The sequence below is a fragment of the Erwinia sp. 9145 genome (genome assembly GCF_000745075.1).
Classification (GTDB): domain Bacteria; phylum Pseudomonadota; class Gammaproteobacteria; order Enterobacterales; family Enterobacteriaceae; genus Erwinia; species Erwinia oleae.
The window spans coordinates 2,025,079-2,037,641 of sequence record NZ_JQNE01000001.1 but is presented as its reverse complement, the minus strand read 5'-3'; the positions used below and the strand labels follow the sequence as shown (position 1 = coordinate 2,037,641).

The following is a 12,563-nucleotide window of genomic DNA, read 5'->3' as shown; positions in this document are numbered from 1 at the left end:
CATGGAACTTGATGAAATGATTGCCGCCATGACGCCGGAAGTCTATCAGCGGCTGGCAACGGCGGTTGAAACCGGAAAATGGGCGGACGGCGTGGCGTTGACGCCGGAGCAAAAGGAGAACAGCCTGCAACTGGTGATGCTGTGGCAGTCGCGACATAACGACGCGCCGCAGCACATGAGCGTGGGTAAGGGTGGCGAAATCGTCACCCGAACAAAAAAGCAGCTTAAGGAAGAGTTCGGCATTAATGATGACAACGTCACTTCTATCCGTTTGCAGTAGTGTCTTCGCCTTCAGCGGGCGTGACGCCCGCTCAGTCCATCCTCAATTCTTGTCATCCGGCGTCAGTTCGCCACGCAGATTCAACTGCATTAAACGGCGTACCTCATCACTCGACAGATCCTGACTCAGCAGGAAATGCAGCTTGGTCAACGTCGCTTCCACCGTCAGATCGTGTCCGCTGACCACGCCCGCCAGCGCCAGCGCGTTACCGGTCGCATAACCGCCCATATTGACCTTGCCCGACATGCACTGCGTCAGGTTAATTACCACAATGCCACGCGCGCTCGCCTCTTTCAGTTCACGCAGAAACGCCGGGTTCTGTGGCGCGTTGCCCACGCCATAGGAACGCAGGATCAGCGCCTTCACCGGCTGAAGCAGAAAGTTACTGACCACATCGGCAGAAATGCCCGGATAGATTGTCACCACGCCTATGGGCTGCGGCGTAATCGGGTGTACAATCAGTTCGCCAGCGCCGCCGGGTGCAGGCGGCGTGTTCAGACGGCGAATGTGGATACCGGCTTCCAGCAGCGGCGGCAGGTTAGGCGACGCGAACGCGTTGAAACCATCGGCATGCGCTTTGGTGGTCCGGTTGCCCCGGTAAAGCGTATTGTTGAAGAAAAGGGCGACTTCATTGATCGGGTAATTCGCAGCAACAAACAGCGCGTTAAGCAGATTTTGCTGCCCGTCAGAACGCAGTTCGGCAAGCGGAATTTGTGACCCTGTCACAATTACCGGTTTGCCGAGGTTTTCCAGCATAAAAGAGAGCGCAGAAGCGGTAAACGCCATGGTGTCAGTGCCATGGAGAATGACAAAACCGTCGTACAGCGCATAATTTTGCCGGATATCGTCGGCTATCGCCTGCCAGTCCTGCGGCGTCATATCGGATGAATCAATCAGCGGCGCGTATTCATGAATGGTAAAATCCGGCATTTCTGCGCGATGAAACTCCGGCATGGCCGCCAGTTGAGATTGCAGGTGACCTGAAACAGGAATGTAACCGTGCTCGGAGCGTTGCATACCGATAGTGCCGCCGGTATAGGCCACGTAAATAGATTTTTTTTGCATTGAAAACTCTGGCTTGCCGAAAAGGCGAAGTATAAGGGTAAAGCGGGGGAAAAGCAGCCCGACCAGAGGCCGGGCTGCGTTGATTACTTAACCTGCGCGCAGGTCAGGCACATCGCATAACGATTTTGCGGATCGTTCATCTTATCAAACAGACCTGGCTGGTTTTTCATTGCGCTCACCACTTCGGCCATCGGTGCCGGCAGATAAACCTTCAGCGCGCCAGGCAGCGCGGCACGAATCGAGACATCTACCTGGCTGAAAAGCATGTCCATAAAGCCCGGCTCATCCTGATACCAGTTCAGTTTCGGCTTGTTGAGCTTCGCCAGCTCCGCCGCTTTGGTGACCGCGTCGTCAAAGTCGCCTAATGCATCCACCAGGCCGTTTGCTTTCGCATCACTGCCGGTCCAGACGTGTCCCTGCGCAATCTGGTCGATCTGCTCCGGCGTTTTGCCGCGCGATTTCGCCACCAGCCCGAGGAAGTTTCTGTAGCCGTTTTCAATACTGATTTGCATCATCTGCTGCATCTCAGGTGGCAATGCTTTGGTCAATGCCACATCGGCCAGCGGTGAAGTAGCCACGCCATCGGTGTGAACGCCGATAGCGTCGAGCGAGTTTTCAACGGTATTGATCACGCCAAAGATGCCGATGGAGCCGGTCAGCGTGCTCGGACTGGCGATAATGTAATTCGCCGGCGTGGAGATCCAGTAGCCACCGGAAGCCGCCATGCCGCCCATTGATACCACAACCGGCTTATTAGCTGCCTTCGCCGCCGCCAGCTCCTCACGAATGGTTTCGGAGGCGGTAACGCTGCCGCCGGGGCTGTTAACGCGCAGAATAATCGCTTTGATTTTCTTGTCCAGGCGCGCTTCGCGGATCTGCATTGCCGTGGTGTCGCCACCCACGTTGCCGGGCGTCTCCTCTCCGTCGATAATGGCGCCGTTTGCCATGATAACGGCAATTTCGCCATTGGCGGAGCCGTTATCCTTCACGGCATAGTCGTAAATGCTGGTGCCTTTGTACTCGTTGGCCCGATCGTCCCAGCCAAAGATTTTACCTAACTCATTTTCAACCAGCGCGCGTGAGGCCAGTTCATCAACCAGCTTTGCGTTTTTGGCATACAGGGCCGTGTCGCCACCGGTTTTTTGCAGGCCGTCAAGCACGCCCTGCGCGCCAGGAAACACCTGATCGGCGGTAATCTGCCGGTTAGCAGCCAGGGTGCCGAGGAAATTCTGCCACAGCTCGCCCACCCAACGGCCATCGGCGTCGCGCGCCGCAGGCGACATATCGTCACGCAGGAAAGGTTCTACCGCCGACTTATAGGTGCCCACGCGGAAAACGTGCGAACTGACCTTCAGCTTATCCAGCAGTGATTTGTAGTAGAGGCCGTTGGTGGCAAAACCGTGCAAATCGACGTTGCCCTGCGGTGAGAGATAAATTTTATTAGCAAAGCTGGCAAGGTAATATTGCGCCTGGCTGTAGCTGTCGCCGGTGGCGTAAATTTTCTTGCCGCTGTCGCGGAACTCGCGCAGCGCCTTGCCGATATATTGTAAGGATGGCTGGTCGCCGCCCGCGAAATCGCGCAGATCGAGCACCATTCCGGTAATGTTGGCATCATCCTTTGCCTGACGAATGGCATCCACTACGTCAAACAGCGAATTCTCCTTTAAGCGATCGCTGCTGGCGCCCAACAGCTGTCGGCTGATTTTGCTGAGCTTGTTGTTAACGGAGGGTTTGTCGACCACGACGCCAGTGAGATCAACCACCAGCGCGCCTTTTGTCACCGGCTCCGGCGTCGTCGCGCGATTCACCTGGAACCAGATCCCCACGCACACCACAATCAACAGCACTAAAAACAGATTAAGAATAAATTCACGAACAAAATTCAACAGCCGCCAGGTCCATTTGAAAAAACCGGCAATGATTCGCCACAAAGTGCGCATAACTTCTCCATTTTGATAAAAACCCGGTAAGGGAAAGACGCTGTCGCCTTTTCGCCAAACCGCAGCGTGATGATGACATCCTAATTAGCGACGGTGAAATTGTCAGCAGGAAAAAGTGCAATGCTGTAACAAATCATCATCCTGTGCTAGCCTGGACGCACTACACGTGTTATCAGGAGGTAAAAATGGATGCACTGGATCTGGTTGTTAACCGTCGTTCGGCGTCACGCCTGAGCGAACCTGCGCCTGCGGGCGAGGTACTCGAAAATATCCTCCGTGCCGGTATGCGCGCGCCCGATCACGGCACGCTACAGCCCTGGCGCTTCATTATTGTTGAAAATGACGGGCGTGACCGTTTCAGCACGCTGCTCGAAGAGGCAGCCCGCACGGACGGGATGGACGACAAAGCGATTGAAAAAGCGAAAAAGGCCCCGTATCGCGCGCCGATGATCATCACCGTGGTGGCGCATTGCGAAGAAGATCATAAAGTGCCGCGGTGGGAGCAGGTAGTGTCGGCGGGCTGCGCGGTCATGGCGATGCAGATGGCCGCGCTGGCGCAGGGCTTCAACGGTGTCTGGCGCAGCGGGGCGTGGACGGAACATGCTGCCGTACGCGATGCGTTCAACTGTCGCCAGCAGGACGCCATCGTCGGCTTCCTTTACCTCGGCACGCCGCAGTTAAAGTCTTCCACCACCGTTCTCCCGCCAGATACCGCGCCTTTTGTCAGCCGTTTCTGAAGATTTTGCACCCAGGGGTTGCGAGCGGCCCCGCATTTTGTGGTGATAATGAGCGAACGGCGGCGGAAAAATATCTCAGCCCTTACTACTGTCGGCATTAAGCGCTACCATGTCGCGGGTTGATGCCTGATGGGAGCCATAAAATGAAAGACGAAACCATTCGCCTGACGCAATACAGTCATGGCGCCGGCTGCGGCTGCAAAATTTCGCCCGCCGTCCTTGAGCAGATCCTGCACAGCGACAGCCCGTTGTTCAACGATCCCCATCTGCTGGTGGGTAATGAAACCCGTGACGATGCGGCGGTCTGGGATGCAGGTAACGGTACGGCGGTGATCAGCACAACCGACTTCTTTATGCCCATCGTTGACGATCCCTTTGATTTTGGCCGCATCGCGGCCACCAACGCCATCAGTGATATCTATGCCATGGGCGGTAAACCGATTATGGCGATCGCCATTCTGGGCTGGCCGGTGGATAAACTGCCGCCGTCGGTGGCGAAGCAGGTGATTGAGGGCGGGCGCCACGTCTGCCGCGACGCGGGGATCTCGCTGGCGGGCGGGCATTCAATCGATGCGCCGGAGCCTATTTTCGGCCTGGCGGTAACCGGCGTAATCGATCCGCATAAGGTAAAGAAAAACAGCGCAGCGCGCGCAGGGTGCAAGCTGTTTCTCACCAAACCGCTGGGTATCGGCGTGTTGACGACGGCTGAGAAACGGACGCTGCTCCAGCCAGAACATGTTGGCCTTGCCACTGAAGTGATGTGCCAGCTGAATAAAGCCGGGGCGGTGTTCGCCGATGTTGACGGCGTGACGGCGATGACTGACGTCACCGGTTTCGGCCTGCTGGGGCATCTTAGCGAAATCTGCCAGGGCTCCGGCGTGCAGGCGGACGTCTGGTTCAGCGCAGTGCCTCGCCTGCCAGGCGTTGACGGCTACATCGCCCGGGGCTGCGTTCCCGGCGGAACCGCACGCAACTTCGCCAGCTACGGCCATTTGATTGGCGAAATGAGCGAACCTCAGCGACAGCTACTGTGCGATCCGCAAACTTCCGGCGGTCTGCTGCTGGCGGTAACGCCTGAAGCAGAAGCGGCGGTCATCGAGCGCGCAGGCGTAATGAATACCTCCCTTACCGCCATCGGCGAGCTGCATGCGCCGCGGGCGGGCCGGGCGCTGATTGAAATTATCGGCTGAGCAGGAAGCAAATCCCGGATGCGCTTGTTTATTGCAGAAAAACCCAGCCTTGCCCGCGCGATAGCGGACGTTTTGCCTGAGCCTCACCGTCGCGGCGACGGTTTCATCGCCTGCGGTTCCGATAACATGGTGACCTGGTGCGTCGGCCACCTGCTTGAGCAGGCGCAGCCGGACAGCTACAACAGCCGTTTCGCGCGCTGGTCGCTGGCGGATCTGCCTATCGTGCCGGAAAAGTGGCGGCTACAGCCGCGGCCGTCGGTGGCTAAGCAGCTTCGGGTGATTGAGGGGCTCCTTGGCAAAGCCAGCGAAGTCATCCACGCCGGTGACCCGGACAGAGAAGGGCAGCTGCTGGTAGATGAGGTGCTCGACTATCTGGCGATGCCTGCCGCAAAACGTGACCAGGTGCGGCGATGTCTGATTAACGATCTCAATCCGCAAGCGGTGGAAAGGGCTATCGGCAGGCTGCGCGAAAACCGTGAGTTTATTCCACTGTGCGTTTCCGCGCTGGCCAGAGCGCGCGCCGACTGGCTTTACGGCATTAATATGACGCGTGCCTATACGCTGTTGGGACGAAACGCGGGCTACGATGGCGTGCTCTCCGTTGGCCGTGTTCAGACGCCGGTGCTGGGGCTGGTGGTGCGGCGTGATGAGGAGATCGAAAGCTTTGTGGCAAAGGACTACTTTGAAGTAAAAGCCCACATCGTCACGCCGGCGGAAGAGCGTTTTGTTGCGTTGTGGCAGCCAAGCGAGGCGTGCGAACCCTATCAGGACGAAGAGGGACGACTGCTGCGTCGGGCGCTTGCCGACCATGTGGTAACCCGCATCAGCGGACAGCCTGCTCAGGTCACCAGCTATAATGACAAACGGGAAAATGACACCGCACCGCTGCCGTTTTCGCTCTCCAGCCTGCAAATTGAGGCGGCGAAACGCTTTGGCCTCAGCGCCCAGGCGGTGCTGGATACCTGCCAGAAGCTGTACGAAACCCATAAGCTGATCACCTATCCACGTTCGGACAGCCGCTATCTGCCTGCGGAACACTTCGCGGGACGGCACTCGGTGCTGAATGCGATTGGTATTCATCAGCCCGATCTCACGCCGCCGGGGGATTTTGACAGCGATCGTAAAAACCGCTGCTGGGATGATAAAAAAGTTGACGCGCACCATGCCATTATTCCCACCGCACGCAGCAGCGCGGTTCGCCTGAGCGACACGGAAAGTCAGATCTATCGCCTGATCGCTATCCAGTACCTGATGCAATTCTGCCCGGATGCCGTTTACCGCAAATGCGTGATTGAGCTGGATATCGCCGGGGGTAAATTCATTGCAAAAGCGCGTTTTCTTGCCGAAGCGGGCTGGCGCGCGCTGCTTGGCAGCAAGGAACGCGATGAGGAGAACGACGGCACGCCGCTGCCGGTAGTGGCGAAAGGTGACACGCTGCTTTGCGAACGCGGCGAGGTGGTGGAAAAACAGACGCAGCCGCCGCGTCACTTTACCGATGCGACGTTGTTATCGGCCATGACCGGCATCGCACGTTTTGTACAGGATAAAGATCTAAAGAAAGTACTGCGTGCGACCGATGGTTTAGGAACGGAAGCAACCCGTGCGGGGATCATCGAGCTGCTGTTTAAGCGTGCTTTTCTGCTGAAGAAAGGGCGCTATATACACGCCACGCCCGCCGGCCGCGCGTTAATTCATTCACTGCCCGAAATGGCGGCGCGGCCGGATATGACCGCCCACTGGGAGTCAACGTTGACTAAAATCAGTGAGAAGCAGTGCCGCTATCAGGATTTCATGACGCCCCTGGTGGAGACGCTGCACAACCTGATTTCACAGGCGCGACAGCAGCCCGCCGCCCATGCGTTTCGGGGGCTGCCGGCGCCCGCCAGATCATCTAAAAAGCCGCCTCGGCGAAAAGCGGCGAAAGCGAAGGATACAGAATAATGAAAAGAACGGCCTGGGTAGTTCTCTCCGCCGCGCTGCTGTTCAGCGGACACCTCGTCGCGGCAGATCAAAGCCTGCACGTGGGTAATTCACAGCATCATCAGGGCGATGATTATGGCAACGGCGGCGGTTATGAGCAGGGCGGCGGCTATCATAACGGCGGCAACAGTGAGCAGGGTAGCAGCCCCAATGCTGATGTCGTGGTGGATATGCCGCCGGAAGCGTGGACGCAGGGACAAAGCAATCAGCCGCCCTGCCTGCGCTGCTGCACTTATGAAAACCGCAGCTACACAGAGGGATCGGTAGTGAAAATGGAAGGCGTATTGTTGCAGTGCAGCCGCGATGAGCGCTCGATTGGCACCAACAATCTGACCTGGCAAACCGTGAAGTAAAGCCCTTCACCGGACTGGCCCTCCGGTAAAGGGGCATCATTCATTATTCGATGTCGAAACGCGCCCAGACCGGCGCATGATCGGAAGGCTTTTCCATGCTGCGGATCTCATAGTCAATGCCGGTTTCAATGCAGCGCGCGGCCAGTGGCTGACTCGCCAGCATCAGGTCGATACGCAGGCCGCGATTGTCGTCAAACCCTTTAGAACGATAGTCAAACCAGGAAAAACGGTCGCTTACCTCGCCGTTCTGGCTGCGCCAGGTATCCACCAGCCCCCAGTTCATCAGGCGATCCATCCATTCACGCTCCTCAGGTAAAAAGGAGCACTTGCCGGTGCGCAGCCAGCGCTTACGGCTCTCTTCGCCAATGCCGATATCCCGATCCGCCGCGCTGATGTTCATATCGCCCATAATCAGCACCGGCCTGGAGGGCTGCTGTTCCTGCTCCAGGTAGTTTTGCAAATCGCGATAAAATTTCTCTTTCGCCGGAAACTTGCTGGGATGGTCACGGCTTTCCCCCTGCGGGAAATAGCCGTTAATGACGGTAATGTTGCCAAGCGCGCTGGGGATATCGGCCATGATCAGGCGACGCTGCGACTCTTCATTGTCGTCGGCAAAACCACGACGAACCGCGACCGGCTGCATCTTAGTCAGCAGTGCAACGCCATAGTGACCTTTCTGCCCGTGATAAAATACGTTATAGCCAAGCTTCGCCACCTCTTCGAGCGGAAACATATCATCGTGAACCTTGGTTTCCTGAAGGCCGATCACGTCGGGCTGATGCTGTTCGACGATAGCGGCAAGCTGATGAGGACGGGCGCGTAGTCCGTTGATATTAAAAGAAACAAATTTCATTACGCAGGCTGCTTTACAAGGGGAAAGATGTCGGAATGGTAGCAGAGAGCGGCGGTTGATGTCATCTTTGCTGACAGGGCTGGCGCGTTGAAGATTCTCATCGCTGCGCCCGAATCGAACCCTGGTCGAAGGTTCTCATCCTTCCCCGTAAGGAGAATTATGCAGGCGTCAGTATGTGGGGGGAATTTGTGGGCGTTGAAAGTGATGGTGGTGGGGGAAGGATGACGCGGAACGTTGTTCCTTGCCCTTCGGGTCGTTGCCTGCGGCAACGCTTTCTCGCTGCGCTCGAATCGAACCCTGGTCGAAGGTTCTCATCCTTCCCCGTAAGGAGAATTATGCAGGCGTCAGTATGTGGGGGGAATTTGTGGGCGTTGAAAGTGATGGTGGTGGGGGAAGGATTCGAACCTTCGAAGTCGATGACGGCAGATTTACAGTCTGCTCCCTTTGGCCGCTCGGGAACCCCACCACGGGGCTTGCTGTGTGCTGTTGAAGCGGGGCGCATCATACCAAATGAGAGACGGCTGTAAAGCCTGCGCACCCGAAAAAAATACCGTTTGCCGCTTTTTTACGCTGACCGCTGCTTTGCCAGGCGCGTTAAAGAATAATCGTGCGGTTACCGTAAACAAACACCCGCTGCGCCAACACCTGGTAAAGGGCGCGACTCAGCGCGTTTTTTTCCACGTCGCGTCCCGCACGCATCATATCTTCCGCCGTGTAGGTATGATCGACGTGAATCACGTCCTGCATAATGATCGGCCCCTCATCCAGATTATCATTCACGTAGTGCGCGGTGGCGCCAATGATCTTCACGCCGCGCTCATAGGCTTGATGATAAGGACGCGCGCCTATAAATGCCGGCAGGAACGAGTGATGAATATTAATAATCTGGTTGGGATAACGCTGCACAAAGGCAGGCGTCAGCACGCGCATGTACTTCGCCAGCACCACGTAGTCAGGCTGGTAGCGGTCAATTTCCGCCGCCATATTATTGTCATGCTCTTCGCGCGTCAGACCTTCATGGCTGACTAACATAAACGGAATATCAAAACGTTCCACCAGCGTGCGCAGTGTCTCATGGTTGCCAATTACCGCGGCGATCTCAACGTCCAGGCCGCCATAGGCGCTTTTCATCAGCAGATCGCCCAGACAGTGCGCCTCTTTGGTGACCAGAATGACGATACGACGACGACCGGCAGGGTGCAACTCGCGCACGGAGCCCGAAGGCAGCGCGCTGTCGAGATCGGCAAGCAGCGTCGTATCGTTGAATATGCCTTCCAGCTCGGTACGCATAAAAAAACGCCCGGTGCGGTGATCGACAAATTCATTGTTCTGCACAATATTCAGTTCGTGCTTGTAGCAAATATTGGTGATTTTTGCGATAAGGCCCTTTGCATCCGGGCAAATGGTACGTAAAACTTTTCTTTGCGGTGTCTGCGCTTGCATTGCGTTGATGATCCTGTCGAAGCAATTCTGTGTAGGTGAGCGGCGCTGTTTATTGACCGCAGCATTTCTTAAATTTTTTGCCGGAGCCACAGGGACAGCGGTCATTTCGCCCTGTTTCCGGCACGATGCCGTCTATATAATACCAGCGTTGTTCCTCGCGAAGAAAGCGCGAGCGCTCGTGAATAAAGCCTTCACCGTGGTTTTCGGAGAAACGAGCAAAAAAAGACACAAATCCTTCAGAGTAATCCCCTGGTTTTTTTGCTTCAATAATCTGTAAACTTAGCCACTTAGTATTCGCAAAACTCCTTTCCAGCTCGCCACGGAAGTTTTCGGCGTGGCAGGACGGATGCCAGGTGGCAATGAGCCAGTCGGTATTATGCGTGGCGTAAGCGGTATAGCGTGAGCGCATCAGCGCTTCCGGGTCAGGTGGAACAGCAAGACCATTTAGATAGGGCTGGCAACATAGGCTATACTCCAACCCGCTACAACAGGGACACAGGGCTGACACGTCGACTCCAGGAATGATTAAAGACGGCAGAATAACAAGGCATCATGGTAACCGAGCAGCCGGGATGATGCCATTTGAAGTTTGGCAAATACCAGGGGATGAATGAGACAGGTTAAGGTTGGGCTGGCGCTGGGTTCTGGCGCTGCAAAAGGATGGGCCCACATCGGCGTAATCAATGCGCTGGAGCGGGCAGGAATAAAGATTGATGTGGTCGCCGGAAGCTCCGTCGGCGCGCTGGTGGGCGCTGCCTATGCCAGTCATCACCTGCCGCGAATGGAAACCTGGGTACGCTCATTTCGTTACTGGGATGTCATTCGCCTGATGGATCTTTCATGGCGGCGCGGCGGCCTGTTGCGCGGCGATCGGGTGTTCAGCCACGTACGGCGGCTGGTCAGTCATGAAAAAATCGAGCAGTGCTCACTTCCCTTCGGTGCCGTTGCCACGAATCTCAGTACCGGTCGCGAACTGTGGCTGACCGAAGGTGACCTTCATCAGGCGGTTCGCGCCTCTTGCAGTATGCCCGGTCTGCTATCGCCAGTTGAATGGAACGGCTACTGGCTGGTTGATGGTGCCGTCGTTAACCCTGTTCCCATCTCTCTGACGCGTGCGCTGGGCGCCGATATCGTGATTGCTGTCGATCTTCAGCACGACGCGCATCTGATGCATCAGGATTTACTTTCCGTTACGCCTGTCGAGGAGCGCACATCAAGCGCAGCCACTTCGGGGTGGGGCGTTAAGCTGCGGCAAACGCTGACGCGCGCCACTCAGCGAAAAATGAATCAACGTCCCGGCGCGATGGAGATTATGACTACCTCAATACAGGTGCTTGAAAACTGCGTGAAACGTACGCGTATGGCGGGCGACCCTCCTGATGTCCTCATTCAGCCCTTTTGTCCGCAAATTTCCACGCTGGATTTTCACCGTGCGGCGGAAGCCATTGAAGCCGGTCGGCTGGCCGTTGAGAAGAGAATGGATGAACTCTTGCCGCTGATCCGCCATAAATTATCTAAGGATGAATAAGTTATGCGGTTAATGCTTTTTACCACAAGCGAGAATGGTTTTTATGAGCCACTATTGAGTTATCTGCTGTGCAAGGGGGAATAATGGAGAAGCCGTTAACCGGAAAACAGATTCTGATTGTTGAAGACGAAGCCGTTTTCCGTTCCCTGCTGAACAACTTTCTTGATGCGCTCGGGGCAACCGTTGTCGTCGCTGATGACGGACTTGATGCGCTGGAAAAAATCGGCGCCACTGTGCCCGACCTGATGATCTGCGATCTGGCGATGCCGCGCATGGATGGCCTTAAGCTGGTTGAGACTCTTCGCAGCAGCGGCAACGATATCCCGATTCTTATCGTTTCAGCCACGGAGAACATGGCCGACATCGCCAGCGTCCTTCGGCTCGGCGTGCAGGATGTGTTGCTCAAGCCGCTTAAAGATTTAGGCCGCCTGCGTGAAGCGGTGTTTGAGTGCCTTTACCCTTCAATGTTCTCCTCGAAAGTCGAGGAGGATGAACAGCTTTTTCAGGACTGGGACGCGCTGGTTCAGGATCCTCAGGCGGCGGCCAAATTGCTTAAACAGCTACAGCCGCCGGTGCAACAGACGATTGCGCACTGCCGTATAAATTATCGTCAGCTCACGATGGCCGAACAGCCGGGTCTGGTGTTGGATGTTGCGGCCCTTTCTGAGAAAGATTTGGCGTTCTACTGTCTTGATGTGACGCGCGCCGGAGATAATGGCGTACTCGCTGCTTTATTATTACGCGCATTATTTAACGGCCTGCTTCAGGATCAATTGTCCGGCCAGTCTCAGCGGTTACCTGAATTAAATGGCCTGTTAAAACAGGTTAATCTGCTTTTACGCCAGGCCAATCTGAAAGGGCAGTTTCCTTTATTGGTCGGCTATTATCATCAGGGATTGAAAAACCTTATTCTCGTTTCTGCGGGATTAAATGCCACCCTGAACGTAAATGCCCATCAAATACAGCTCAGTAATGGTGTCCCGCTTGGTACGATGGGCAGTACACATTTGAATCAAATAAGTCAGCGCTGTAGTGACTGGCAGTGTCAGGTATGGGGCGCCGGCGGCAGGCTGCGCCTGATGTTGTCGACCGATTAAACCGGCCGCGGATATTCCTGTCCGCGAAGCCGGGCAGGTCCAGAGATTGGCTTTATACTTGGGTAATAATCTTAAATTATGCTGAAATGATTCAACC

12 protein-coding genes, 1 tRNA gene and 1 other RNA gene are annotated in these 12,563 nt (G+C 55.9%); 7 read left to right on the top strand and 7 right to left on the bottom strand.

Going from position 1 to position 12,563, the window contains the following annotated elements; genetic code table 11:
- Position 1 precedes the first annotated feature (1 nt).
- Positions 2 to 280, top strand: coding sequence for a DUF1315 family protein (locus FA91_RS09900; protein ID WP_034915221.1), 279 nt, complete (start codon positions 2 to 4; stop codon positions 278 to 280).
- Positions 281 to 322: 42 nt separating this feature from the next.
- On the opposite strand, the gene ansA is transcribed toward FA91_RS09900, so the two are convergent.
- Both ansA and sppA read right to left on the bottom strand, forming a co-directional pair.
- Positions 323 to 1,345 carry an asparaginase gene (ansA, locus tag FA91_RS09895; protein ID WP_034915219.1) on the bottom strand — a complete coding sequence of 341 codons (1,023 nt, stop codon included), beginning with the start codon at positions 1,343 to 1,345 and terminating at the stop codon, positions 323 to 325.
- A gap of 83 nt (positions 1,346 to 1,428) precedes the next feature.
- Positions 1,429 to 3,285, bottom strand: a complete 1,857-nt coding sequence (gene sppA, locus FA91_RS09890) for a signal peptide peptidase SppA (RefSeq protein ID WP_034915217.1) — start codon at positions 3,283 to 3,285, stop codon at positions 1,429 to 1,431.
- A gap of 185 nt (positions 3,286 to 3,470) precedes the next feature.
- On the opposite strand from sppA, the gene FA91_RS09885 reads away from it, so the two are divergent.
- From FA91_RS09885 to FA91_RS21365, 4 genes are all read left to right on the top strand, one after another.
- Positions 3,471 to 4,022, top strand: a complete 552-nt coding sequence (locus FA91_RS09885) for an NAD(P)H nitroreductase (RefSeq protein WP_034915214.1) — start codon at positions 3,471 to 3,473, stop codon at positions 4,020 to 4,022.
- A 143-nt stretch (positions 4,023 to 4,165) separates the two neighbouring features.
- Positions 4,166 to 5,212, top strand: coding sequence for a selenide, water dikinase SelD (gene selD, locus FA91_RS09880; protein ID WP_034915213.1), 1,047 nt, complete (start codon positions 4,166 to 4,168; stop codon positions 5,210 to 5,212).
- An 18-nt stretch (positions 5,213 to 5,230) separates the two neighbouring features.
- A complete protein-coding gene (locus FA91_RS09875; RefSeq protein ID WP_034915212.1) occupies positions 5,231 to 7,153 on the top strand; it encodes a DNA topoisomerase III in 1,923 nt (640 codons plus the stop codon).
- Positions 7,153 to 7,545, top strand: coding sequence for a DUF1496 domain-containing protein (locus FA91_RS21365; RefSeq protein WP_082212581.1), 393 nt, complete (start codon positions 7,153 to 7,155; stop codon positions 7,543 to 7,545). Before FA91_RS09875 ends, FA91_RS21365 begins: the two co-directional genes overlap by 1 nt.
- A gap of 43 nt (positions 7,546 to 7,588) precedes the next feature.
- Here FA91_RS21365 and xthA read toward each other — a convergent pair whose 3' ends face one another.
- From xthA to FA91_RS09850, 5 genes are all read right to left on the bottom strand, one after another.
- Positions 7,589 to 8,398: an exodeoxyribonuclease III gene (gene xthA, locus FA91_RS09865; RefSeq protein ID WP_034915211.1), complete on the bottom strand. Its 810-nt coding sequence runs from the start codon at positions 8,396 to 8,398 to the stop codon at positions 7,589 to 7,591.
- A 205-nt stretch (positions 8,399 to 8,603) separates the two neighbouring features.
- A non-coding RNA gene (locus FA91_RS20505) (RtT sRNA) lies at positions 8,604 to 8,734 on the bottom strand.
- Between the two features lie 45 nt (positions 8,735 to 8,779).
- A tRNA-Tyr gene (locus FA91_RS09860) sits at positions 8,780 to 8,864 on the bottom strand.
- Between the two features lie 128 nt (positions 8,865 to 8,992).
- Positions 8,993 to 9,841: a formyltetrahydrofolate deformylase gene (gene purU / locus FA91_RS09855; RefSeq protein WP_034915209.1), complete on the bottom strand. Its 849-nt coding sequence runs from the start codon at positions 9,839 to 9,841 to the stop codon at positions 8,993 to 8,995.
- 49 nt (positions 9,842 to 9,890) lie between these two features.
- Positions 9,891 to 10,349: a YchJ family protein gene (locus tag FA91_RS09850; protein WP_034915206.1), complete on the bottom strand. Its 459-nt coding sequence runs from the start codon at positions 10,347 to 10,349 to the stop codon at positions 9,891 to 9,893.
- Between the two features lie 102 nt (positions 10,350 to 10,451).
- Between FA91_RS09850 and rssA the strand changes: the two genes are divergently transcribed.
- Complete coding sequence (gene rssA, locus FA91_RS09845) at positions 10,452 to 11,369, top strand: patatin-like phospholipase RssA (RefSeq protein ID WP_034915203.1); 918 nt, start codon at positions 10,452 to 10,454, stop codon at positions 11,367 to 11,369.
- Between the two features lie 83 nt (positions 11,370 to 11,452).
- Positions 11,453 to 12,466, top strand: coding sequence for a two-component system response regulator RssB (gene rssB / locus FA91_RS09840; protein WP_034915200.1), 1,014 nt, complete (start codon positions 11,453 to 11,455; stop codon positions 12,464 to 12,466).
- Positions 12,467 to 12,563: the final 97 nt, after the last annotated feature.

Coding starts and splice junctions, on each gene's coding strand:
- FA91_RS09900 (WP_034915221.1), top strand. CDS start 2: ATGGAACTTGATGAAATGATTGCCGCCATGACGCCGGAAGTCTATCAG.
- ansA (WP_034915219.1), bottom strand. CDS start 1,345: ATGCAAAAAAAATCTATTTACGTGGCCTATACCGGCGGCACTATCGGT.
- sppA (WP_034915217.1), bottom strand. CDS start 3,285: ATGCGCACTTTGTGGCGAATCATTGCCGGTTTTTTCAAATGGACCTGG.
- FA91_RS09885 (WP_034915214.1), top strand. CDS start 3,471: ATGGATGCACTGGATCTGGTTGTTAACCGTCGTTCGGCGTCACGCCTG.
- selD (WP_034915213.1), top strand. CDS start 4,166: ATGAAAGACGAAACCATTCGCCTGACGCAATACAGTCATGGCGCCGGC.
- FA91_RS09875 (WP_034915212.1), top strand. CDS start 5,231: ATGCGCTTGTTTATTGCAGAAAAACCCAGCCTTGCCCGCGCGATAGCG.
- FA91_RS21365 (WP_082212581.1), top strand. CDS start 7,153: ATGAAAAGAACGGCCTGGGTAGTTCTCTCCGCCGCGCTGCTGTTCAGC.
- xthA (WP_034915211.1), bottom strand. CDS start 8,398: ATGAAATTTGTTTCTTTTAATATCAACGGACTACGCGCCCGTCCTCAT.
- purU (WP_034915209.1), bottom strand. CDS start 9,841: ATGCAAGCGCAGACACCGCAAAGAAAAGTTTTACGTACCATTTGCCCG.
- rssA (WP_034915203.1), top strand. CDS start 10,452: ATGAGACAGGTTAAGGTTGGGCTGGCGCTGGGTTCTGGCGCTGCAAAA.
- rssB (WP_034915200.1), top strand. CDS start 11,453: ATGGAGAAGCCGTTAACCGGAAAACAGATTCTGATTGTTGAAGACGAA.